At 54.7% G+C, this 23627-nt stretch carries 20 protein-coding genes; 6 read left to right on the plus strand and 14 right to left on the minus strand.

Annotation, left to right across the window (positions count from 1 at the left end; translation table 11 throughout):
* Positions 1-34: 34 nt before the first annotated feature.
* The gene (rstB, locus tag F8562_RS11700) at positions 35-1336 is read right to left on the minus strand and encodes a two-component system sensor histidine kinase RstB (RefSeq protein ID WP_014229576.1); all 1302 of its coding nucleotides are present in this window, start codon (positions 1334-1336) and stop codon (positions 35-37) included.
* A gap of 318 nt (positions 1337-1654) precedes the next feature.
* On the opposite strand from rstB, the gene F8562_RS11710 reads away from it, so the two are divergent.
* The gene (locus F8562_RS11710) at positions 1655-2344 is read left to right on the plus strand and encodes a VIT family protein (protein ID WP_014229575.1); all 690 of its coding nucleotides are present in this window, start codon (positions 1655-1657) and stop codon (positions 2342-2344) included.
* A gap of 176 nt (positions 2345-2520) precedes the next feature.
* On the opposite strand, the gene F8562_RS11715 is transcribed toward F8562_RS11710, so the two are convergent.
* The 4 genes from F8562_RS11715 to iraM all read right to left on the minus strand — a co-directional run bounded on the left by F8562_RS11715 (position 2521) and on the right by iraM (position 6586).
* On the minus strand, positions 2521-3003 hold the full coding sequence (locus tag F8562_RS11715; RefSeq protein WP_014838651.1) for a glutathione peroxidase: 483 nt from the start codon (positions 3001-3003) through the stop codon (positions 2521-2523).
* An 88-nt stretch (positions 3004-3091) separates the two neighbouring features.
* Positions 3092-4864 (minus strand): EAL domain-containing protein, encoded by a 1773-nt coding sequence (locus tag F8562_RS11720; protein WP_014838650.1) that lies wholly within the window; start codon positions 4862-4864, stop codon positions 3092-3094.
* Between the two features lie 309 nt (positions 4865-5173).
* Positions 5174-5890, minus strand: coding sequence for a two-component system response regulator RstA (gene rstA, locus F8562_RS11725; RefSeq protein ID WP_004851385.1), 717 nt, complete (start codon positions 5888-5890; stop codon positions 5174-5176).
* A 348-nt stretch (positions 5891-6238) separates the two neighbouring features.
* Positions 6239-6586 carry an anti-adapter protein IraM gene (gene iraM, locus F8562_RS11735; protein ID WP_014229571.1) on the minus strand — a complete coding sequence of 116 codons (348 nt, stop codon included), beginning with the start codon at positions 6584-6586 and terminating at the stop codon, positions 6239-6241.
* Between the two features lie 1029 nt (positions 6587-7615).
* On the opposite strand from iraM, the gene F8562_RS11740 reads away from it, so the two are divergent.
* A complete protein-coding gene (locus F8562_RS11740; protein ID WP_014229570.1) occupies positions 7616-7951 on the plus strand; it encodes a GlpM family protein in 336 nt (111 codons plus the stop codon).
* Here the strand turns inward: F8562_RS11740 and folM are convergent.
* From folM to ydgH, 3 genes are all read right to left on the minus strand, one after another.
* A complete protein-coding gene (gene folM / locus F8562_RS11745) occupies positions 7948-8673 on the minus strand; it encodes a dihydromonapterin reductase (RefSeq protein WP_014838648.1) in 726 nt (241 codons plus the stop codon). The two genes, F8562_RS11740 and folM, sit on opposite strands and share 4 nt — an antisense overlap.
* Before the next feature lie 36 nt (positions 8674-8709).
* A complete protein-coding gene (locus tag F8562_RS11750; RefSeq protein ID WP_014229568.1) occupies positions 8710-10092 on the minus strand; it encodes an amino acid permease in 1383 nt (460 codons plus the stop codon).
* A 179-nt stretch (positions 10093-10271) separates the two neighbouring features.
* Positions 10272-11222, minus strand: coding sequence for a DUF1471 family protein YdgH (ydgH, locus tag F8562_RS11755; RefSeq protein ID WP_014229567.1), 951 nt, complete (start codon positions 11220-11222; stop codon positions 10272-10274).
* 522 nt (positions 11223-11744) lie between these two features.
* Here ydgH and pntA point away from each other — a divergent pair.
* The 3 genes from pntA (at position 11745) to F8562_RS11775 (ending at position 15006) form a co-directional block, all read left to right on the plus strand.
* Positions 11745-13274, plus strand: a complete 1530-nt coding sequence (gene pntA / locus F8562_RS11765; RefSeq protein ID WP_014229566.1) for a Re/Si-specific NAD(P)(+) transhydrogenase subunit alpha — start codon at positions 11745-11747, stop codon at positions 13272-13274.
* 10 nt (positions 13275-13284) lie between these two features.
* Positions 13285-14673 carry a Re/Si-specific NAD(P)(+) transhydrogenase subunit beta gene (gene pntB, locus F8562_RS11770; protein WP_004851370.1) on the plus strand — a complete coding sequence of 463 codons (1389 nt, stop codon included), beginning with the start codon at positions 13285-13287 and terminating at the stop codon, positions 14671-14673.
* Between the two features lie 144 nt (positions 14674-14817).
* The gene (locus F8562_RS11775) at positions 14818-15006 is read left to right on the plus strand and encodes a YdiH family protein (RefSeq protein WP_004102581.1); all 189 of its coding nucleotides are present in this window, start codon (positions 14818-14820) and stop codon (positions 15004-15006) included.
* Between the two features lie 128 nt (positions 15007-15134).
* On the opposite strand, the gene uspE is transcribed toward F8562_RS11775, so the two are convergent.
* The 6 genes from uspE to F8562_RS11805 form a co-directional block, all read right to left on the minus strand.
* Complete coding sequence (gene uspE, locus F8562_RS11780) at positions 15135-16085, minus strand: universal stress protein UspE (protein WP_004851366.1); 951 nt, start codon at positions 16083-16085, stop codon at positions 15135-15137.
* Positions 16086-16222: 137 nt separating this feature from the next.
* Positions 16223-16975 carry a fumarate/nitrate reduction transcriptional regulator Fnr gene (gene fnr / locus F8562_RS11785; RefSeq protein ID WP_004851364.1) on the minus strand — a complete coding sequence of 251 codons (753 nt, stop codon included), beginning with the start codon at positions 16973-16975 and terminating at the stop codon, positions 16223-16225.
* Between the two features lie 194 nt (positions 16976-17169).
* Positions 17170-17685, minus strand: a complete 516-nt coding sequence (ogt, locus tag F8562_RS11790; RefSeq protein ID WP_014229564.1) for a methylated-DNA--[protein]-cysteine S-methyltransferase — start codon at positions 17683-17685, stop codon at positions 17170-17172.
* A gap of 454 nt (positions 17686-18139) precedes the next feature.
* The gene (gene abgT, locus F8562_RS11795) at positions 18140-19666 is read right to left on the minus strand and encodes a p-aminobenzoyl-glutamate transporter (protein WP_014838645.1); all 1527 of its coding nucleotides are present in this window, start codon (positions 19664-19666) and stop codon (positions 18140-18142) included.
* A gap of 112 nt (positions 19667-19778) precedes the next feature.
* On the minus strand, positions 19779-21224 hold the full coding sequence (locus tag F8562_RS11800) for a M20 family metallopeptidase (RefSeq protein WP_014838644.1): 1446 nt from the start codon (positions 21222-21224) through the stop codon (positions 19779-19781).
* A complete protein-coding gene (locus F8562_RS11805; RefSeq protein WP_014229561.1) occupies positions 21224-22534 on the minus strand; it encodes a M20 family metallo-hydrolase in 1311 nt (436 codons plus the stop codon). Before F8562_RS11805 ends, F8562_RS11800 begins: the two co-directional genes overlap by 1 nt.
* 166 nt (positions 22535-22700) lie before the next feature.
* Between F8562_RS11805 and F8562_RS11810 the strand changes: the two genes are divergently transcribed.
* Positions 22701-23609: a LysR family transcriptional regulator gene (locus F8562_RS11810; protein ID WP_014229560.1), complete on the plus strand. Its 909-nt coding sequence runs from the start codon at positions 22701-22703 to the stop codon at positions 23607-23609.
* The last annotated feature ends 18 nt before the right edge of the window (positions 23610-23627 follow it).

The raw sequence follows: 23627 nt of genomic DNA on the forward strand, positions 1-23627 counted from the left end.
CTATAGCAGGCCTCAGCTTTTGCGCAAAGGCGTATCAGGCGGAGGTAAAATCCGGCAACTGATGATAGACCGGCCAGCTAAAGCAAAAACAGGCCCCGCCCAGCGAACTCGCTTCGCAATGCACTTCTCCGGCCATTGCCTGGGCGATGCTGTGGACGATAGCTAAACCGAGGCCACAGCCGCCGGTCGCGCGATCGCGGCTCGGGTCGAGGCGTACGAAAGGCTCGAACACTCGCTCACGTTCATCAGGCGCAATTCCGGGGCCATCATCTTCGACCCGCAGCGTCGCGCGCGAAGCCTGCAGCGTCAGGCTGATCTGAATACGCTGGTTACTGTAGCGCAGGGCATTATTCACCAGATTATCCAGCACCCGTTCCATTAAGCGCATATCCAGCGCGCCGTAACTCCCGGCCACGACGTCGGTTAGCGCAATCTCGCGCTGGGGATTAACCGTCTGAATATCTTCAACGTGATCGCGGATCCACGCCGGGAAATTGGGGGTCGTTAGCTTCAGTTCGTTCTGCGGGCGGTCAAGCCGGGCGTAGGTCAGAAGTTCTTCAATCAGCGCCTCCAACTGCCCGATATCGCGGTTCAACGCCTGCGATTCGGCTTCGGTGAGGTTCTCACTCATTTCCAGGCGATAGCGCAGGCGCACCAGCGGGGTCCGCAGTTCATGGGCGATGCCATCGATCAGCTGTTTTTTGCTGGCGATAAGCGCGTTGATGTTATCGGCCATCTGATTAAACGCCACCCCCAGCCGCGCGAAGCTGGACATGCTGTCGAAATGAATGCGTTCAGTAAGATGTCCGTCGCCGAAGCGCTGGGCGGCGGTCTCAATACGCAGCATCTCCTGCCAGTGAGGACGCATCCAGATAAAGACCGGAAAGGCCAGCGAGATGGCGATAAAAGCCATCAGGGCCAGATCGAGCAGGCGCATCTCATGCAAAAAATAGAGATACGGCACCGGACCGACGGAGAGCACGTAGTGGCTGCGCGGGATCCGCTGGATAAAAGTGTACTGATCGTCGAGGGCGACGATATCCCCGGCGCGCAGATGCTGCATCGAGTTTTCCGAGAGCTTGAATTTGCTGATGGGCTCGATATGCAGATCGAAAGAGAGATTGAGGTCCAGCTCTTTGAGCGTTTTGCTCCAGTCGCGCGGCGGGATCTCCCGCAGCTCGCTGCGCATCAGATACAGCGAACTTTTCATCAGGTCGTCCAGCGACTGACGCCCTGCGCGTTCGGCGGTGAATTTGTACACCAGGCCCACCATCATGGTCATGACCAGGAAGCAGACGAACAGCAGGAGGTAAAACTGCACAAACAGCTTTTTCATTAAATATCACTCAAAATCAAAAGGTTAAATTCCTGCTTTTACCTGCAGGGGCACTGCGGGGGCATTTATCCAGGCGCAATCTACGTGAAAAACCCTTGTTGCGTTTTATGCCCATTTGATTTGCTATGAAAGCAGGGTTCGCTGCGGCTGACAACATCCGGCACGCATAAGTATGATGGTGTGGGTTGAAGCCAAATCAGAGAAGAATGTAATGTACCTCGGTCGGCGCCGATGTGCGAAGCGTTCTCTGTTTTAATCCGTTTTATTCCACCCTCATTCCGCCAGGCTGAACAGGCGTACTTAAAGGAGAATAAAAGCATGCATCTTGAACGACACAGCATTGAACGCGTCGGATGGTTAAGGGCTGCTGTACTCGGGGCTAACGATGGTATTGTTTCGACAGCGAGCCTTGTTCTTGGCGTTGCGTCTGCTAATACGGGCTCTTCCGGGGTTTTACTGGCGGGCATTGCCGGGCTGGTCGCGGGGGCGATGTCGATGGCCGCGGGGGAATATGTTTCCGTCTCATCTCAGGCCGACACGGAAAACGCGGTTCTCGCTCAGGAAAAGAGGGAACTGGAAACAGATTATCAGGGAGAAGTACGCGAGCTGACTTTACTTTATGTGCAACGCGGACTCGAGCCAGAGCTTGCCCAAAAGGTTGCCGAACAACTCATGGTGAAAGATGCTCTGGACACGCATGCCCGCGAGGAGCTGGGACTGACGGATACCAATTCTGCGCGCCCCCTGCAGGCTGCCGTTTTCTCGGCGCTGAGTTTTTCCGCTGGCGCAACGTTGCCTTTAGTCGTTGCATGGCTTTCTCCAGCAACGCTGGTTTTTCTCTTTGTTATTCTCTCCTCCCTTTTTTCACTGGCTGCTCTTGGCTATATATCTTCAATTGTCAGCAGAGCCTCTCCTGTCAGGGCGATCGGCAGAATTACTTTCTGGAGCACCCTGGCGATGTTTTCGTCGATGGGAATAGGTCATCTTGCCGGGCAGGTATTGTTTTAATAGATGGCTTAACTCGCAGAAAAGAGAAATATCTGGCGTGTGGTGGGCTGAAAAATGAGTGATTTGTATCGCGTGCGCGGGACTTATTCATAACCCATTGTCATTTTTTCAGGCGCACTTCCGGCGCGGAGCGAACGTTCACTCGCGCACAGGCAGTGGTCAGGGAGGCAAAAGATTTAAATCTTTAGTGCGGCAAGGATGGCGGCCTCCATTTTCTCCGGGGTGGTGAACGGCGCGAAACGCGTGAGAGGGGTGCCGTCGCGACCGATCAAGAACTTCGTGAAGTTCCATTTGATCCGCCCGCCCAGCACGCCGGGTAACTCATCTTTCAGGTAACGAAACAGCGGGTGCGCGCCGGCGCCGTTGACCTCTACTTTCTCGAACATCGGGAAGCTCACACCGTAATTGACCCTACAGGTCTGCTCGATGTCATCGACGCCGCCGGGCTCCTGCTTACCAAACTGGTTGCAGGGGAAACCAAGCACTATCAGCCCATGGGCAGCGTATTTCGCGTAGAGCGCTTCCAGCCCTGCATATTGTGGCGTGAAGCCACAGTGGCTGGCGGTATTGACTACCAGAACGAGCTTGCCAGCATAGTCAGCCATTGAGATGGGCTGGCCGTACAGGCTGGTGGCAGTCAATTGGTAAAAGGTAGTCATATCGTGTTCCTCAGTGCAGCGCCCGTTGCGCGTCTTTATCGCTGGATTGGTTCATATACTGAAAGAACATTGAAAAGAGTCGTTCGTCTCAGGATTGCTTTACCAGGTCTGCCTTTCTGGCGCGATACCATGCGGCAAAATCAACGGAGACCATCGGCCGGGCATAAAAATATCCCTGAACCTCATCGCAGCCCAGGCTGCGTAAAATCTCAACCGTTTCGAGATCCTCGACGCCTTCGGCAAGGACGACGTAATCGAGCTGCTTGAGGAGCCTGATAACGTTGTGCACAATAATGCGGCTGGCTTTCTCATGGACTATATGCCTCACAATAGACCGGTCGAGTTTGATGATGTCCAGCGGGATTTGCCGCAGGTAATTAATGTTGCTGTATCCCGATCCAAAGTCATCCAGAGAAATTTTAAACCCGCGTTTTTTGAGCATGTCCAGTCCGTTCAGCGCGGCCGGACTTTCAAGCATCTTCTCAGTCTCCAGACACTCCACCCCCAGCAGGGCTGGGTCAAGACACGCCGCCCGCAGTTTCTGCTCAAGCTCCTCAGCGAAATCGGGTCGAGAAAAATCGCTGGCGGCGAGATTAATTGAGACGGGAAGAGAAAGCCCCCGATCCCGCCAGTCACTCAGCTGCGCGATAGTATGATCGATAACCCAGGCCGAGAGTTCGCGCATCAGGCTAGTCTTTTCGACCAGCGGAATAAATTCACCCGGCAGCACTTCACCATTGATAGGATGCTTCCATCTTATCAAGGCTTCAGCGCCCGTCACGTCACCCGTCGTCAGCGAAATTTTTGGCTGAAAGACCAGATATAACCCCTGGTTTCCCTGCAGCGTTTGCCTGAGTTCGGTCAGCAGGCTGAAATCTCGCTTCTTGCGGATGTCCAGTGCGTCATTATAGATCGTAAAACGGTGCCCCTGGCTTATCGCTTCATGCAGTGCGCTCACCGCGCGCCGCAGAATTTCATTTGGCGTCAGGGAGCTATCGCAAATACCGGAGTCACCCATGTGAATATTCAAATCCAGGGGAACGTCCGGGCCGATCCTGGCCTGGGTTCCCTGAAGCCGTAGTGCGATACCCTCCAATGACAGCGCCATGGGTTCCGGGGTGAAAAAGGCAAAGCGTCCCACCGCTACGGCGTAAAGTTTGCTCGCCATGGGCAGGCGCGCCTGCAGCGCGACGGTCATGTCACGAAGCAAATTCTCTACCGCCAGCATCCCCAATGAGCGGGCCATCTCGTAGGCAAATGGCATATCAATGCAGTCAATAATGACCAGCCTGAAAGTACCCTCCGCCGACACCTCAATGTCCTTGAGCAGGCGCTGCCGATTGGGTAAAAGCGTGACGACGTCGATATACCCCACTGAGTGCCAGGAGGCTAAGAAATCCGATATCAGCTCGGCCAGAGTCTTAAAAATAGCGATCTGCTCATCTGAAAGTGTCCTGGGTTGCGTATCTAAGATACTCAAGGTACCCACGGTCACTCCGTCGCGGGTTTTCAGCGGGCATCCTGCATAAAAGCGAATGAATGGCGCTTCTCTGACCGCCCGATCGCGATGAAAGATCGGGTGCTGATGCGTATCAGGACAAAGGAAAGTCTCACCCTGTTTCAGGGTCTGTTCGCAAAATGCTCCGCCCAGGCTGGTGTCCGTGGGGGCGATATTCTGAGCAGATTTGATGTACTGCTTTTCATCGTCAAGGATTGACACAAAACTCATTGGCATTTTTAGCAACTGGCAGACCAGATGAGTGTATTTTTTTAACGCTTCGTCTCGCCCTTCGTCCGCGTTTTTTAACAGGTCAATCGCCGCGCGTCTTTTGCTTTCATCGCTGCTGAGATCGTTCAACATATAGGTGCTCCCGTGCAGTAGATATTCCGGTCATCCCAGCCCACTGAAGGTGTGAATCTCTATACTCACGACGGGTGTCGATACTGGCCAGGCGCCAGCGCTATCACTCCACAGTAGAATGTTTTCCGTTGATTGTCTGCAAAGAGTATCACCCGCCCGGCAAGTCGTGAGGCGCGCCGCGCGGTGAAGCGCGGGTTTTGCGTGGGAAAAGCAATTTCACCCCCTGTTTTAAAAATAATTAACAGGAGGTTGAATTGGCTCTGACGGCTAACTCCGCACAAACAGCTATTCCATCGCCACATGCCTGAATTAGTTGTCCCAGGCGTGCGGGGCGAACAGGTAACCTTTATTGCGTACCGTTTTGATACGATATGGCTCAGTCGCATTATCGAGAAGCTTTTTACGCAGCCGCGAGATGGCGACATCGACGCTGCGGTCCATACCATCGTAGCTGACGCCGCGCAGATTTTTTAATAACGCGTCCCGATCCATAATTTGTCCAGCATGGGTCGCTAACTCCCACAGGAGATCGAAATCCGCAGTGGATAAGGCGACGCTTTCGCCGCCGAGCATCACCTGTCTATTCACCGGGTCGATACTCAGGGAGCCAAAAGCGATCGCTTTATGCGGGGTGAGCGAGGAGGGGACGCTGCCGTCCGGCACGGCGATATGCTGGCGCAAATGCAGGCGCAGGCGAGCTAACAGCACCGCGGGCGGCGTGGTTTTCAGGATATAATCGCTGGCGCCCATTTCGAGTGAGAGAATATGGTTCATATCGCTGTCCAGTGAAGTGAGCAATACGATTGGCCCCTGCCACTGGCCGCGTAAATCGCGGCACAGCGTCATACCGTCTTTACCCGGCAGCATGATATCCAGCAGCACCAGGTCCGGCTTTTCGCGCGCGATAACCTCTTCCGCCCGATCGCCGCGCGGTTCTACCACCACGTCCATATCGTGTTTGCCAAGGTAGGCCGCAATCAGTGCGCCGACCTCGGCATCATCCTCAACGAAAACAATTTTATTCATATTGTGTATGCTTGCACTCATCTTTTAATCGCTTGAATCTCTGTACCTGAATCGCGGCTTAGGTGGCGCATTCAGTATCTGAAGTCAGGTGCCTATTCATTCGCTACCGCCATTGTAAACCATCCGGACATTAATATGAGCTATATATTAGCCATGAAATTCGCTATGATTCCCGGAGCTGCGGTTCAGGACTATTTTTTGCGGAGCCAGACAATGATTCAGATACGAGCAGAAGCATTGCGCATTAAGGGAACAGGATGCGGCACAATGTGGGCACGGGCTGTCAGGACAGCACGTGCCCACATAGAAAATAAGTACCGGTACGCTAGCGCGAATGAGGGGGAAGCCTTATTGCGGCCTCTTTTGCCTGGCGCCGTAGGGGCACAAGGCGAACTTGCAGAGGCTTCTTCGATTGCAGATGAGCAGCATAGGGTTCTGATTACCGGGGCATTCAATATTCTTTGAAAATGTTGACCACAAATTTTCCGTATAGGGGAATGCATGAATAACCTGTAAATCGCCGGGCACACCATTAATGAAAACTTCATTTTGTGTGATGTTAATAACCGAACCAATGCTCAAAAAATAATCTCCACTATACCAAATAATTAATTTCAGATTTTTGGCACTTGCCGCAACTGAAAAACCTGTTCCTGTTACAGGACATACAAGGCTATTTTCAATATTCCACTGCATGCTTGACGCTCTCCGGTAATTTACGAGCATTTTCGCGTTGATGAATATATTTTGATGAAGTTCATGGCCATTTTTACTTTGCGTGAAGCAGGTCCGAACATGGAGATTCCTTTAACTGGTTCTGATGCTGATTAATATAAAATAATAACAATCAGATGAGTGTCTAATACTAGTAATGATAATAGCAACAAGTAAAAGATTCGAAAAACTGGCATGAGCTGAACTAAATGGCTGCGTTGAGGATTGTGAACAGAATAAAATTCTGTTGCGGATATCAGGAACAGATCGAAAGATTGTAAAATCATATAATTACGATCATATCTACTACCGTGCCTGTTATTAACGGCAAAGTATGCTTCCTTGTGAAATCGGTTTTATATTGATGTAAATCAAAATAATTGGTTTTATTTAGCCATTTTGCTAAAAAATGGCTATGTGCGCTTATTCAGGATTTGCGCAAAAAGAATAATTTCAAAATAACCCCTTATGATAAAAATCAACCATATCAATTAACAACTTTTAAGCTATTTCGCCAGTATTGATTTGAATCATTTAGTGCAGATCACTAGCTGCACTGAAGCGGTGCAGTTATTGAGTTGGATATTTTGTAAATGCCCGTCAGTAAAGCGCTTCAGGTTTTAAAATCTGTGTAAATACGTGAGGGGGAGATGAGCCGAAAATAGGCTAATTTGATTTGTATCTAAAAATACGAAAAATAATATGTTATACGTATAACTCAACAATCAGAAAAAATATTCTCTTTTCGGTTTAATGTGTGTATTTAGCCGAAGGGTTTTTAAGGCAGCGAAAACGGTCTTCGAATAACGTGCTCGCTTGCCAGGGATATCATCCTTGCGTACGTTTAATACCAGCTGCGGATATTCGGCATAGGGGCTGGCGTCAGTGATGAGACCGCTAAAAAATAGGTCTTTTGCTTCTACACGGTATCGGCCGCTCTTGCGCGTTTATAATTGTCGGCGCTTCCGTTATGCTGCGGGGTCTTGTTGTTTAAATGTTAAGGCAAAAGGTATGGGGTTGTTGATAAAAGCGCTGCTCGGCGCGCTGGTCGTTGTCCTGATTGGCGTGCTGTCTAAAACGAAGAACTACTATATCGCCGGGTTGATTCCGCTCTTTCCGACTTTCGCCCTGATCGCGAATTATATCGTTGCCAGCGAGCGGGGGATCGAAGCGCTGCGAACCACCATCGTATTCGGGATGTGGTCGATCATTCCGTACTTTATCTATTTGCTCTCGCTATGGTATTTCACCGGCGTTATGCGCCTGCCGTTCGCTCTGGCAGGCGCAGTGGGGTGCTGGAGCCTCTGCGCGTGGCTGTTAATTATCGGCTGGAGCCGCTTCCACTAGCGCAGATGGCGGCCGCCGTCGACGGCAAATGAGCGACCGGTCACGTAGCGGCTGCTGAACAGGTATTCGATCAGGTCGCTGATCTCTTTTTCACCTGGCGCGATTTTCATCAGCGATTTATCAAGCGCCTGCTTGCGGTATTCCGCGTCATCGCCTTCGTTAAATAAAATCAGCGAAGGGGCGATAGCATTGACCTTAATTTCCGGCGCCAGCTTGCGGGCGAACGAGCGGCTCATATTATCCAGCGCCGCTTTGCTGGCGGCGTAGGCAATGTGTTTGTCGCTGCCGCGCTCCACAACGTAGTCGGTGATATGGATAATGTCGCTGGCCGCATGGCCGTGGCCGCGCAGCAGGCTCTCCAGAGCATGGTTGAGCAAGTAGGGGGCGTTGACGTGAATTTGCATCATGCTGGCGAGCACCGTGGTTAACGGCACCCCGGGCTTTTCCGCCATCCAGCCGCTGGCGTTATGGATGATGGCGCGCAGACCGCTGCCGGCGTGCGCCTTCACCTCTTCGGCGAACGCCAGAATGCTATCGTCAGTGCTGAAATCCGCGTGCAGACAAACGGCGCCCGCTTCACGCAGCGCGTCGATGGCGGGATACCAGGTGCGGTAGCTGATAATAACGGGCTGCTGCCGGGCCAGAAAATGGCGGGCCAGGGCGAGGCCGATACGACGGCCCCCGCCGGTAATCAGGATTGGACGAGGCTGGATATCAGCCATGGGTATCTCCTTTGAGTTCAGCGGCAGGGTAACCGCTTACCCTACCAACATCCACGTTGCCGGTACGGCGGCAACCAGCAAAAAACCAATTAATGCCAGGTCACGGCGTTTGAGCGGGCGATCGTGCTGGTGTGTACGACGGGCATACAGGAAAACCAGAAGACCCGGAGCGTAAAGTATCACTGACAACAATAAATGCACAGGGCCGGACGCATATAATAACCATAAGCCATAAATACAGGCACCGACACCGACGGCCTTGTGCAGCGGGCGCTCAGCAATCTTCAGCAAAAATGCGCCGACGAGAAAGTAGGGCACCAGGATCATCTCAGAGGCGATGGTCAGCAGCGTGTTGTAATCTGAGCCGGTAAGCCAAATCAATACCAGCGAAGCCTGTACGCTGACGTTGGTGAGCCACAGCGAAGCCGACGGGGCATTGTTTTTATTGGTCCGGGCAAACAGGCGCGGAAAGGCTTTATGCGTTGCTGCCAGATAGGGCACCTCCGCCGCCATAATGGTCCAGCTCAGATACGCGCCGCAGACGGAAATAATCAGCCCGGCGGCAATAACAATCTCCCCCCATGAGCCCATCATGTTGACCATCAGCCCGGCCATTGAGGGGTTGCGTATTTCCGCCAGCTCGCTACGCGGCACGACGCCTAACGAGAGAAGCGTCACCAGCAGATAGACCGCCAGCGCGGAGAGTACTGCCAGCAGCGTCGCGCGGCCAACATCCTGTTTATTACGCGCGCGTGCGGAAACCACGACCGCGCCTTCGACGCCGATAAAAACCCACAGGGTGATCAGCATGGTGTTTTTCACCTGCTCCCATACCGGTACGCCCAGCGCCAGGCCGCTGAAATCCAGGCGGAATGTCTCCATACGAAACGCGATGGCGGCCAGCGCGATAAACGCGCCGAGGGGCAGCAGTTTGGCCAGCGTCGCGGCCAGGTTGATACCCGCGGCCGTTTGTACACCGCGCAGCACGAGGAAATGGACAATCCACAGCAGGACGGAGGCGCCGACGATGGATTGCCAGGTGTTGCCGTCGCCAAACAGGCGCAGCTCGGGGGTATCGGTAAAGAAGCTTAGCGCAGAGAAGACGATAACCAGATAGGAGACATTGGCAACAACCGCGCACAGCCAGTAGCCCCAGGCGGAGCAGAAGCCTATCAACTCGCCAAAGCCTTCCCGGGCGTAGGTAAAAATACCGCCGTCGAGTTCGGGGCGAATGCGGGTGAGCAGCAGCATGGCAAAGGCGAGGAACAGGATCCCCACGCCGGTGATACCCCAGCCGATAAGCAGTGCGGAAGGGCTGGCGACGGCTGCCATATTTTGCGGCAGGCTGAATACGCCTGCACCCAGCATTGAGCTGAGAACCAGCGCGGTCAGGGCGCTAAGGCCCAGTTTCTTTTCCATTGCATTCCCGAGGTGACAATCATCAAACTAAGAATATTTATTTGGCGAAATCGCATAAAAATGGAGGATTGCGCTAAGGCGCGGGATTTTACGGAGTGTTTTGTATGCATGCAATGGCGAGAAATGAAAAAAAGAAAAAAGGCGGCAGATCGCCGCCTTTTTGTTCAGCTCAGACGCCGTTACTTATACAGGTCGGCGCTGATGGTGATGTTGCCACCGCGCTCCTGCCACTGGCGGGTAATGTGGTAGTACTTCGCGCCTTTCTTCGCCGCGCGCTTAGCCGTCTGGTAGGAGATTTCCGTCATGTTACCGTAGTTACCGGTGAACTTGATGCTGTCGTATGGCACCATCTGCGCGGCGGTGATTTTGTTCACTTCCTCGACTTTGGTACCGTCCGGCAGAGTGACGGTGTAACGCCCGCCTTTAGATGATTGCGTTTCAAAGAAGCGGCCTACGCCGGTGCCGGAACCGACCGCTGCGGTGGTCGCTACGCCCGGGATCTCCACTTTCTTCGCGGCTTCTCCGCCTTCCGCCAGCGCAGCGCGACCGGCTTCTGAATCTGCCGGGATAGCGTCCGGGCTTTGCAGAACGCGTTTTTTGGCATCGGCTTTGTAGATATAGGCGGTGATTCGCTGGTTGCCGCCCTGGTTGGCATCAACCTGGCGCACGATAAAGAAGGAGGCGGCGCCCTTGGCCTTAGCGGCTTTGGTGATGGCGTCGTTAACTTCCGGCTGGCTGCGGTAGAAGCCCTGTACGGTGACGGTATCAAACGGCTCCAGCTCGACGGCCTGGTCCTTCGGTAATTCCATTACGCCGTTAATCACACGATTTTTCGGCGCGTCGGCCTGCGGGGCATTTTCTTTATAAAAATCGGCCGTTACGCGCAGGTTGCCGCCGCTGCCAAAATCAGACGTGTCGACAACATAAAAGGATGCTGCGCCTTCTTTGTCCGCTTTACGGGAAACGGCCTGCACCGCGTCGCCAATGGCGTTAAAACGGCCGGTAACCACTACGCGATCGTAGGGCTTCAGCGCTGCCGCCTGCTCCGGAGTCAGCTCGGTCGCTGCATGGGCAGACAACGCGGTTGTAGCCAGAAGAGCAGACGCCAGGAGTGAGTTCTTAAGCTTCATAAAAATAATCCTTTGCCTTGCGCAAACCATGTACTGGTATTGTTGTTGACTGAAAACATTTGATTATTGCATTTATCGTGAGTGACTGTCTGCGTCAATTTTCAGTTGTCGCCCTAAACGTATACTGCAGAAATATAACATTTTTCGATATGTTGAAAAAACAGCCGATTGACCAGCAAAATCGATAATCGATATCACTTTCATAAGTTAACGTAATGTTAATACGATGTTCAAGACGGCGATAAATGGTGAATTAACCCCTCTGCCAAGCGGATTATCAGGCGCTGGCATAAAAATAAGGTAAATATTGCTGCCTGGCACGGTTAGCCGTGCGTTTTACCAATAAAATCAAAATTTCTGTTTTATTGCTGTAGATCACAATCGGTATTTTCAGTAGGTTATAAAAAGTTTGTTACTGTTTTATTTTTTCAGACATATGTTGGAAGGCACGTTCATCCGCCTTCGCGACGGTCGTTTGTAAGAAAAGTAAACCATCATCAAAAACCGATGGAAGGGAAAACTATGCGTATTGGTGTACCAAAAGAGAGACTAGCCCTGGAAACCCGGGCCGCCGCCACGCCGAAAACGGTGGAGCAGCTGCTGAAACTCGGGTTCAGCGTCGCGGTAGAAAGCGGCGCAGGTAAGCTGGCCAGTTTCGACGACGAGGCCTTCGTTCAGGCTGGAGCGGAGATCGTTAGCGATGATGACGTCTGGCAGTCCGACGTCATTCTGAAAGTGAACGCGCCCGATGACGAAGAGCTCCTGCTGCTTAATCCCGGCACGACGCTCATCAGCTTCATCTGGCCGGCGCAAAACCCGCAGCTGATGGAAAAACTGGCGGCGCGCAACATCAACGTGATGGCGATGGATTCAGTGCCGCGTATTTCGCGCGCTCAGTCGCTGGATGCGTTAAGTTCGATGGCTAACATCGCCGGCTATCGCGCAATCGTTGAAGCCGCCCACGAGTTTGGCCGCTTCTTCACCGGGCAGATCACCGCGGCAGGTAAGGTTCCTCCCGCGAAGGTGATGGTTATCGGAGCCGGGGTTGCCGGTCTGGCGGCCATCGGCGCGGCTAACAGCCTCGGCGCAATCGTCCGCGCGTTTGATACCCGTCCGGAAGTGAAAGAACAGGTGCAGAGTATGGGCGCCGAGTTCCTTGAGCTGGATTTTAAAGAGGAAGCGGGCAGCGGCGACGGCTATGCCAAAGTCATGTCTGAAGCCTTTATCAAAGCCGAGATGGCGCTCTTTGCCGCCCAGGCCAAAGATGTCGACATCATCGTTACCACCGCGCTGATTCCGGGTAAACCGGCGCCGAAGCTGATTACCCGCGAGATGGTTGACTCCATGAAGTCCGGCAGCGTGGTGGTTGACCTGGCGTCGCAAAACGGCGGCAACTGTGAATACACCGTGCCGGGCCAGGTGGTTACCACCGCCAACGGCGTGAAGATTATCGGTTATACCGATCTCCCTGGTCGTCTGCCGACGCAGTCCTCACAGCTGTATGGCACCAACCTGGTTAACCTGCTTAAGCTGCTGTGCAAAGAGAAAGACGGCAATGTCGTTATCGATTTTGATGATGTCGTTATCCGCGGCGTTACCGTGGTTCGCGAGGGTGAAATCACCTGGCCCGCTCCACCCATTCAGGTATCTGCTCAGCCGCAGGCGGCAGCGAAAAAGGTTGAAGCGCCAAAAGCAGAGGCGAAACCGAGCTCGCCGCTGCGCAAGTATGCGCTGATGGCGCTGGCGATTATTCTGTTTGGCTGGCTGGCAAGCGTGGCGCCGAAAGAGTTCCTCGGCCACTTTACCGTTTTCGCGCTCTCCTGCGTGGTCGGTTACTACGTCGTATGGAACGTCTCCCATGCGCTGCATACGCCGCTGATGTCGGTCACTAACGCGATTTCCGGCATTATCGTGGTAGGGGCATTGTTACAGATAGGCCACGGCGGCTGGGTCAGCTTCCTGAGCTTTATCGCGGTGCTGATCGCCAGCATTAATATTTTTGGTGGTTTCACCGTCACTCAGCGCATGCTGAAAATGTTCCGCAAAGGATAAGGGGTAACAAATGTCTGGTGGATTAGTTACAGCTGCATACATTGTTGCCGCGATTCTGTTTATTTTTAGCCTGGCGGGGCTTTCCAAACACGAAACCTCCCAGCAGGGGAACTACTACGGCATTGCCGGGATGGCGATTGCGCTGGTGGCGACCATTCTGGGGCCGGATAGCAGCAACGTCGCGTGGATCCTGCTGGCGATGGTTATCGGCGGCGCGATCGGTATTCGCCTGGCGAAGAAAGTTGAAATGACCGAGATGCCGGAGCTGGTGGCGATTCTGCACAGCTTCGTGGGCCTGGCGGCGGTACTGGTTGGCTTTAACAGCTATCTGCAGCATGAAACCGGTATGGAACAGATTCTGGTCAATATTCATCTGACCGAAGTGTTCCTCGGTATCTTCATCGGCGCGGTGACCTTTACGGGTTCCGTTGTGGCGTTTGGCAAGCTGTGCGGCAAGATGTCTTCTAAGCCGCTGATGCTGCCGAACCGTCATAAGCTAAACCTGGCGGCGCTGGTCATTTCTTTCCTGCTGCTGATCGTTTTCGTGCGTACCGACAGCATCGGCATGCAGGTACTGTGCCTGCTGGTGATGACCGTGATTGCCCTGGCGTTTGGCTGGCACCTGGTGGCCTCCATCGGCGGCGCTGATATGCCGGTCGTGGTATCAATGCTGAACTCCTACTCCGGCTGGGCGGCAGCGGCGGCGGGCTTTATGCTCAGCAACGACCTGCTGATCGTAACCGGTGCGCTGGTAGGTTCTTCCGGTGCAATTCTGTCCTACATCATGTGTAAGGCGATGAACCGTTCGTTCTTCAGCGTGATTGCTGGCGGTTTTGGTTCTGACGGCACGGCGTCCACAGGTGATGAAGAAGTGGGCGAGCACCGTGAAATCAGCGCCGAAGAAACCGCTGAGATGCTGAAAGGTTCTCAGTCGGTCATCATCACCCCGGGCTACGGCATGGCGGTTGCGCAGGCCCAGTATCCGGTCGCGGAAATCACTGAAAGACTGCGCGCGCGCGGAATCAAAGTGCGTTTCGGTATTCATCCGGTTGCCGGGCGTCTGCCGGGCCATATGAACGTCCTGCTGGCGGAAGCTAAAGTCCCGTATGACATCGTGCTGGAAATGGATGAGATCAACGATGATTTCTCCGATACCGACACCGTACTGGTCATCGGCGCTAACGACACGGTGAACCCGGCCGCGCAGGACGATCCGGGCAGCCCGATCGCCGGTATGCCGGTGCTGGAAGTGTGGAAAGCGCAGAACGTCATTGTATTTAAACGTTCAATGAACACCGGCTACGCTGGCGTACAAAACCCGCTGTTCTTTAAAGAGAACACCCACATGCTGTTTGGCGATGCCAAAGCCAGCGTCGATGCGATTCTGAAAGCGTTGTAAGGCCTGGTCGTTTAAAACCAGTGCTTCTTAAGCCGTCTCTTCTGAGACGGCTTTTTTATATAGGCAACGAAGGGGTTATTTGCTCATAAAATAATCAGGCGAAGGTGTTACAATAGGCCGTTTTTCACCCAAACTGAGGATATTATGGATACCGAGTTAACCCCCACGCAACTGGCCATCGAATTTCTGCGCCGTGACCCCGCTGCTTTAACCCCCGCGCAGTATCTGAAAAAGCTGAAATTGCTGGAACTTGAGTTCGCCGATTTAATGGCGCTTTCGTCCATGGAGCTTAAAGAAGAGATCGATCACGCCTGGCGCTTAGGTATCCACTAACGTTTTCGTTACCCACAAAGCTGTTGAAATCGGGGCCAAATGGCCCTTTATTTTTGTTAATGGGATGCAAAAAAATCCCCCGCGCGGGCGGGGGATGACGTCTTATTACCACGAATGAAGTCAACGGACTAATCGTCTTCTTCGTCGTCCAGCTCAACCGGCGTCTGGTACTGGTCCGGCTTCAGAGCCAGCAGGTCGCAGCGCAGGTGGTCAATAACCTGTTCAGCGGTATTGCCGAGGAAGGCTGCCGAGAGTCCGGTTCGACCAATCGTACCCAGTACCACGATCCCCGCCTGAAGATGCTCTGAAAGGTCGGGAATGACCTCCTCAGGTAACCCTTTTTCAACGTGGGTGCGGCCTTCATCGATACCGAATTTTTGCCGCAGCGCTTTCATGGCCAGCAGATGCTGACCGCGAATGGCGTCGTTATAGACGCTGGGGTCAAAATCAGGGAGCTCAATCGCGATATTGATGGGCGTGACGGGATAGGCGCCCACCAGGTGAACCTCTGTATGGTTAACCTGTTCCGCCAGCTCAATGGTTTCTCTGACCAGTTTTTCATTGAGCGCGTTGTGGTAGTTCTCTTCACTGGCGAGATTGACCGCCACCAGCGCTTTACCGCCTTCCGGCCACGGCTGATCTTTGACCATCCAGACCGGACATGGGCATTTACGCAGCAGGTGCCAGTCCGTTGGGGTGAAAATCACCGCTTCCAGCTTGTCGTGCTGGTGCGCCATCTTCAGCACTAAATCATGCTTGTCGCTGATGATTTCCTGAATAATGGCTTCGAAGGGACGATTGTGCCACACCACTTTAATATCAATGGGCACGCCGGACTCTATATAGAATTTTGCCTGCTCGCGGATCCAGGCGGTACGCTGCCCGATGACGCCCTGGCGCATGGCCGTGCGTTCGTCGGGGGAGAGCAGGGTGGTCATTTCATAAGAAAAATCATAGATCGGCAAAAAGGCTTTGATGCGGCCACCAATCCGTTGGTGCAGATACACCGCGCGCCGCAATGCAGGCTGGTCGTCCTGATTGGGGTCGATTACTACCAGCATGTTCTGATACTTCGCCATACAGGGTCTCCTTACAACTGTAACTACAGTCTGTATTAAAAAGATAACCTATATGGATGAAATGAAACAGGGGATGAGCCTGGCCAGATCAACAAATTAGAAAAAAATTCGCGATCCGGCCGGATACGGGAGGACTATCAGGCGACGTTGCGGGCCTGGCCAGCAAGCTGCGCCAGCAGGTCGCTGTTTTCGATGGTGATATATTTGCCTTTAACCGCCAGCATACCGCTCTTCTGGAAACGTCCCAGCAGGCGGCTGATGGTTTCAACCGTCAGGCCCAGATAGTTGCCGATATCGCCACGTGTCATGGTGAGGCGGAACTCACGCGGCGAGAAGCCGCGCTGCGCGAAACGGCGGGACAGATTGTAGATAAAGGCCGCCAGGCGCTCCTCTGCGTTCTTTTTAGAAAGCAGCAGGATCATATCCTGATCGCCTTTGATCTCGCCGCTCATCAGACGCATCATCTGCTGACGCAGGTTCGGCATCTTACCGGAGAGGTCGTCCAGCGTTTCAAACGGAATCTCGCAGACCATTGAGGTTTCCAGCGCCTGGGCAAAGCTCGGGTGGTGGGCGGTGCCGATAGCGTCAAAGCCGACCAAATCGCCGGCCAGATGAAAACCGGTGATCTGCTCATCGCCCTGTTCGGTGATGGTGTAGCTTTTAATGGTGCCAGAACGAATTGCATACAGCGATTTCAGCTCATCACCGGCTTTGAACAAGGTCTGTCCTTTCTGGATAGGCTTTTTCCGCTCGATGATGTTATCAAGCTGGTCAAGCTCATGCTCGTTCAGAGTAAAAGGGATGCAAAGCTGGCTAATGCTGCAATCCTGGCAATGGATTGCACAACCGCCAGACTGAATGCGTCGTATAATTCGCTTTTCCGGGATCATAAGTCTGCTCAGGCTTTAATTGATATTGGTCAATTTTAACATCTTTTTGGTGAGCAGGTAAGTCTCGAACCCCTGAAACACGTAATATTAAAAGGGTAAATCAGTTACCCATTTTATCTCATTGATTATGAATAAGTTATCTGGCGATGTTGGATTGTAAAATTACCGGAAGATTCCAGAAAAGGCACTTACGGTCAAAGGAGCAGATAGCCTTCGTGACGCAATAGCCACTCTTTTCGCTGCACGCCGCCGGCGTAACCCGTCATGGTGCCGTTACGCCCGATCACCCGGTGGCAGGGCACCACAATACTGACAGGATTTGAACCGTTGGCGGCACCCACGGCGCGCGCCGCGCCCGGACGTCCCAGCGCCTCCGCGAGCTGACCGTAGTGCATGACCTGGCCGCAGGGGATGGTGCGCAGCGTTTGCCAGACTTCCCGCTGAAACGGCGTCCCGCCGGTGGCGGTAGGTAAGGTGTCGATAACGGCGAGATCGCCCGCGAAGTAATCGCTAAGCTTACGGCTCAGGTTACCGGGATTACGCGAATCAACGCGTTGGTAGCCTTCACGGCGATAATGCACATCCAGCAGTTGTTCCATGCGGTCGCGGTGCTGATCCCACTCAACGGCCCGCAGGTTAAACTGCTCATCGCAAATCACCCACAGCGGCCCCAGCGGGGTGTCAATTTTATCTTGCAACAGCGTGAGCATCGGTCCTCCTTCAGCGAGGTTATTTTGGCAGGGCATCACCATAGCACGACGCGATGCGGGCAAACCATACTCCGAAAAGGTCAACAAACAGGGTCAGCATGGGCTATTAATTATGAGGTGAGGAAAGCGATGTTTATTTTTACATTCACTCGCAGACGCGTTGGCAAGGCGATTTTGCTACCTTTATCCGGCGGCGAATTCACCGGCAACCATCCGGCGCGGCAGATAAACAGACTGGCTTTCCTAGAGTCCATGATTTCCCGGCGTTTCTGCGCGGGTTTTTACCAACAAAGGTGGTGATATGCAATATATGATGACTGGCGTTGTAATTGTGATTATCAGCGGCTTAGTAATTCATCTGATCGCTTTGGCGATTGAAGGACTGTATAAAGTCATCAGTAACCGCACGACCTGGCGTTAACGTTTTTGTGGCCTTCCCTGGCCTGTCGCGACGTTAAGGTAATCGCGGATAAATACCCGGTCCGATGGGCAGCCCCACGAGGTACCAGCCAACCAGCAGCAGTAGCCAGACGGCAAGGAATATTAATGGATAAGGCAAGACCAGCGAGTAGTAGGTTCCAAGCTTAGCGTCGGGCCGGTAGCGCTGTAAGAAGCCGAGAAATAGCGGCACAAACGGCGATACCGGCGCCAGCGGCAGCACCGATGAGTCGGCGATGCGAAACAGAATCTGCGCGAATGCCGGGTGAAAGCCCAGCAGCATAAACATCGGCACGAAAATCGGCGCCAGAATCGACCAGATTGCCGAACCGCTGGCGATAAACATACACAAAAAGGCGGATAGCAGCGCCAGGCCGACAAACGCCGGTACGCCGTTCATTCCCGCGCTCTCCAGCAGATCCGTCAAGCCGACGGCCATAAATTTCCCCATATTGCTCCAGTTGAACATGGCGACGAACTGGGCCAGCGGGAAGACCATCACGATAAAACCTGCCATCTCTTTCATCGGCTCAATCATCAGCTGAGGCAGATCGGCCTGGCGGCGAATTTTGCCGGTGGCGATGCCGTAGGCCAGTGAAACGACGAAGAAGAAAAAGATAATGAGCGGGACGATCCCTTTTATAAACGGCGAAGGCATCACGGTATGCTTGATGGGATCGCGCAGGATACCGTTTTCCGGCACGACCATCAGCGCGATCGCCGCCACGAATAACAGCGCGGCCACGCCGGCCACGCGCAGGCCGAAGCGCTGTTCCGCCGTCAACGTCTGCAGCGTTTCATCGCTGTTGCCTTGCCATTGCCCTAACCGCGGTTCCACCAGTTTATCGGTAATCAATCCGCCAACCAGCGTGAGAACGATCACTGAGGTTGCCATAAAATACCAGTTATCAATCACGCTGACGTGGAGCGAGGCGTCAAGGGTTTTTGCCGCTTCGGTGCTGATGCCAGAGAGCAGGACATCGGTGGTGACGATGAGCAGATTGGCCGTGAAGCCGCAGCCGACGCCGGCGATGGCCGCCAGCAGCCCGGCAACAGGGTGGCGGCCGACGGCGAGGAACATCAGGGCGCCCAGCGGCGGCATAATCACCAGCGCGGCATCGGAAGAGATGTGGCTAAAGAAGGCGATAAACAGCACCATATAGCTGGCGTAACGGGCGCTAACGTGGGATGACATTTTCACCATCAGCGAAGGCAGCAGGCCCACTCGTTCCGCAAAACCGGCCCCCAGCACCAGAGCCAGAATGGCCCCCAGCGGCGCGAAACCGCTGAAGTTCTTAATGACGTTCGGTAAAAACCAGTGCAATCCTTCAATGCTAAGCAAATTTTTCACCACCACTCGCGAGCCGTCGGTGGGGTTCTGTACCCCGACGTTCAGCGCCGACAGGATGGCGGTGGCGACCATTAACGCCACAATCAGATAGATAAACAGTAAAAACGGATGCGGGACCTTGTTACCTATTTTTTCAACCCAGCCATAAAGCTTACCGGTGGGGGAAGGCGACGGTATGGATGACATACTCATGGGCGTTCCTCAGTTGTCGTTGTTGTGTTGGTTGTCTCTTTACCCCTGGGCGTGTCAGCCGTTGTTTTTTTGGCGATTACCGCGTTGCCGTACTCCATCCACGGGGCTTTTATTATTTTAAAATCGAAGGCTTGACCTCCTGTGGAATGGGGCACCGGTAGGGCCTTTCGGCTAAGACCTGCGCCAGTTCCTGCTGGCTGGCGGTCAGTAACGCCCTGTCGCTGAACAGACGAATGGCCGTCGCGCCCAGCACTTTCCCCGCCAGCAGCATCCCTTTGTGGGCGATGGAGGTTCTGCCCTGGCTCACCAGTTGCCAGGAGTGCAGCGGCGTCCCGACGGCAAAACAGGGGCTGAAGCACTGGGCCACGGGGGCCTTCCAGCTCACGTCGCCGACGTCGGTAGAGCCCGCAAGGATGTTGTCCGTTGCCGCCCACGGCGCCACTTCATCGATCAGGCGCGTTTCGCGGTGGCGGCGGGCGAACGCTTTCCCGTCCTCGCCGCCGGTGTCGGCAATGTTTTTCAGGCTGTTATTGATATCGTTCGCGCTCAAGGTTGCGCGAATTTCGGCGGCGAATGCGCGCTCTTCCGTGCTCCAGGGCGGCGTGCCGTAATGGCAAACCGCCTGATACATCGCCGCTTCCAGCGTGCGGTTGGGCAGATAGCTGGAACAGGCTTTTTCGAAGCGACAGCTGACGCGGGTCTCGGTCATCAACGCCGCGCCCTGGGCGATTTTCTCGATCCGGGCGAAGATTTGCTGCGCGTCGGCCATTTCCGGCGCGCGAATGAGATACAGCACCTCCGCCTGCGCCTGAACAACGTTGGGGGAGACGCCGCCGGTATCGGTGATGGCGTAGTGCACCCGCGCTTTTTCGATAATATGTTCGTTAAGGAAGTTGCTGCCGGTGGTCATCAGCGTCACGGCATCCAGCGCGCTGCGGCCCAAATGCGGCGAGTTTGCCGCGTGCGCCGCGGTGCCGGTAAACCGCCATGCCGCCTGAATGTTGGCAAGGGTACGGGTGCTGAACATCCCGGCCCAGGCTTCCGGATGCCAGGTCAGGGCGGCATCGATGTCATCGAATAACCCCTCGCGGACCATGAAGGTTTTCCCCGAGCCGCCTTCCTCGCCGGGACAGCCATAGAAGCGAAGCGTGCCGGCGCCGCCCTGTTGCTGCAGCCAGTTCCTGGCGGCGAGCGCGGCGGCGAACGCCGCCGTACCAAGCAGATTATGCCCGCACCCGTGGCCGTTTTCTCCCGGCGTCGAAGACGCGGGTTCCGCGCAGTGGGCCCGCTGGCTGAGCCCCGCCAGGGCGTCAAATTCGCCGAGGAGGGCAATCACCGGTTGGCCCGCGCCGAAGCTGGCGATAAAGGCGTTGGGGATCCCGCCGGCATTGCGGGTCAATTGAAAGCCTTCCGCTTCCAGCGCATCGGCCAAACGCGCAGCGGACCAGAACTCCTGAAAGCGGGTTTCCGGATGGTCCCAGATATCATCGGCAATGGCGCAAAAATCGTTGCGCCGCCCCTCAATAACGTCATCGACAAATTGATAAACGTGTTCCATTACACACCTCGCTGCCAGGGAAAGTTCAGGGCGACGCGTGCTAACGTTTCGACGGCCAGGGTCATCACGTTCTCGTCGAAATCGAATTTTTCATTGTGGTGACCGGCGCTCAGTTCCGTGCCGAATATCATGTATGAGGCGAGACCGCCGCGCTCCTGGACCCGGGCCATCATCAGGGTGGCATCCTCGGAACCCGCCGGGGCAGCGATACGATCGACAGCCTGTTTAACGCCGGGGACCTGGGCCGTCTGCTGGCGCAGATAGTCCACCCACGCCGGCGACGGGGCGCTGGAGGTGGCCGCGCCCATCAGCTGCAGCTGGTAACTGGCTTCATACATGGTCGCCGCGCCGGCGATCGCCTGTTTAGCCCGCTCAAAGACGTACTGGTTAATGGCATCGGTTTCGCCACGGGTTTCGACTTTTAATAGTGCGGAGGAGGGAACCACGTTACGTCCGGTACCGGCCTGCATGACGCCGACGTTAACCCTTGACGCCCCGGCGCTGTGCGGCGCGATGGCGTGCAGGGCAAGGGCGGCCTGGGCCGCCGCCAGTAGCGCGTTACGGCCATCTTCCGGTTTACCGCCAGCGTGGGCGGCGACGCCGCTGAACTGCACATCGAATTTGGTGGTGGCCATAAAGTTATCGCCGCCGCAGACGACGGTGCCGGCAGGGACGCCGGTACCGATATGAATGGCGGTAAAGTAATCCACCTCATCAAGTACGCCCGCCGCGACCATGGCGCGCGCGCCGCGGGTACCTTCTTCCGCCGGCTGGAAAATCAGCTTGATCGTCCCGTTGAGCTGCGCGGCATACTCCTTCAGCACGTGCGCCAGACCCAGCCCGATTGCGGTGTGACCGTCGTGGCCGCAGGCATGCATCATACCGTCGTTGCAGGAGGCAAAACGATCGCGATGCGGGCGGTGACTATCGTCATGCTGCTCGTTGAGATCGAGCGCATCCATGTCGACGCGAAACGCCAGCGTCGGCCCCGGCCGCCCGGTATCGAGGGTCGCCACCACTCCGGCGAAGCCGCCCTCAAACGCCGGTAGCCAGCGTTCAGGCGCACCCTGCGCGCGGGCGCGCTGGAACGCCTGTGCCAGGGTCTCTTCATCAGGCAGGCCCATACGGCTATCGGCATCGATAACGTCGCGCCCCAGCGCCAGCTGATAACCCAGACCGTCTAATACTTCCGCCACTTTGCTGGCGGTGCGGAACTCCAGCCAGCCGGATTCCGCATGCAGGTGAAAATCGCGACGCCATTCGGTCATTTTTGGCGCCAGCTGGTTGATGAAATCATAAAGTTGCGGCATAACCTTTCCCGTTATAAGCAAAAACTGTGATAGTGTTCACGAAGTGATAGCCTTTACTTATCACTCATCACTTTCATGCACTCTCATCCTTAACCTGCCACAGCACGATCGATTACAGTAGATGTCATTTTCTTCTGTCTGATAAACACTGGTTATCGCTCACAACATGTCATTTCAGATTAAATTTCACCACATTCGCGCCTTCGTTGAGGTCGCGCGCGAAGGAAGTATTCGCGGCGCCAGCCGGGCGTTGGCGATTTCGCAGCCGGCGTTGACCAAAGCGATTAAAGAGCTGGAAGAGGGGCTCTCCGCGCAGCTGTTTGTCCGTCGTAGCCAGGGGGTGGCGCTGACCGAAAATGGCGAAAGCTTTTATCAACATGCGAGCCTGATCCTGGAAGAGCTGCGGGTGGCGCAGGATGAATTGCTGCAACGTCAGGGCGAGCAGGCCGGGCAGATTAATATCGGCCTTGGCGCCAGCGTAGCGCGTTCGCTGATGCCTTCGGTTATTTGCCGCTTTCATCAGCAGCATCCGCTGGTGAAGGTGCGGATTATGGAAGGACAGCTGCTGGCGATGATTAATGAACTGCGTCAGGGTGAGCTGGATTTCACCATCAATACTTACTATCCCGGCCCCTACGATCATGAATTCAGCTTTGAGAAGCTATTTGAGAAACCCTTCGCGGTATTCGCCCGCGCCGGTCACCCGGCGGCACACGTCACTTCATTGACCGAGCTGCTCGATCACCACTGGACGATGCCGACGCCGCGCGGCAGCTACTTCAAACAGCTGCAGGAGATGTTTAACCAGGCCGGACTGGCGCCAAAGGTGGATATCGTTTGTGAGACTTTCTCCTCGTGCATTAGCCTGGTGGTGAAAAGCGATTTTCTCAGCATTCTGCCGGTCGAACTTGGCAACGACCCGATGATGGCGGATAAGCTGGTGATGATCCCCATCCGCGAAGCGTTACCCAAAGCCACCTATTTTCTGATTCAGCGCCGCGATACGCGGCAAACGCCCTTAACCGCGTCATTAATCACGCTGTTTCGTCGTCAGAGCCGACAACTGTTTCCATAATCGCGCGGAGGTGGTTAA

The sequence above is a fragment of the Klebsiella sp. RCJ4 genome, from assembly GCF_009025755.1.
GTDB lineage: Bacteria > Pseudomonadota > Gammaproteobacteria > Enterobacterales > Enterobacteriaceae > Klebsiella > Klebsiella michiganensis.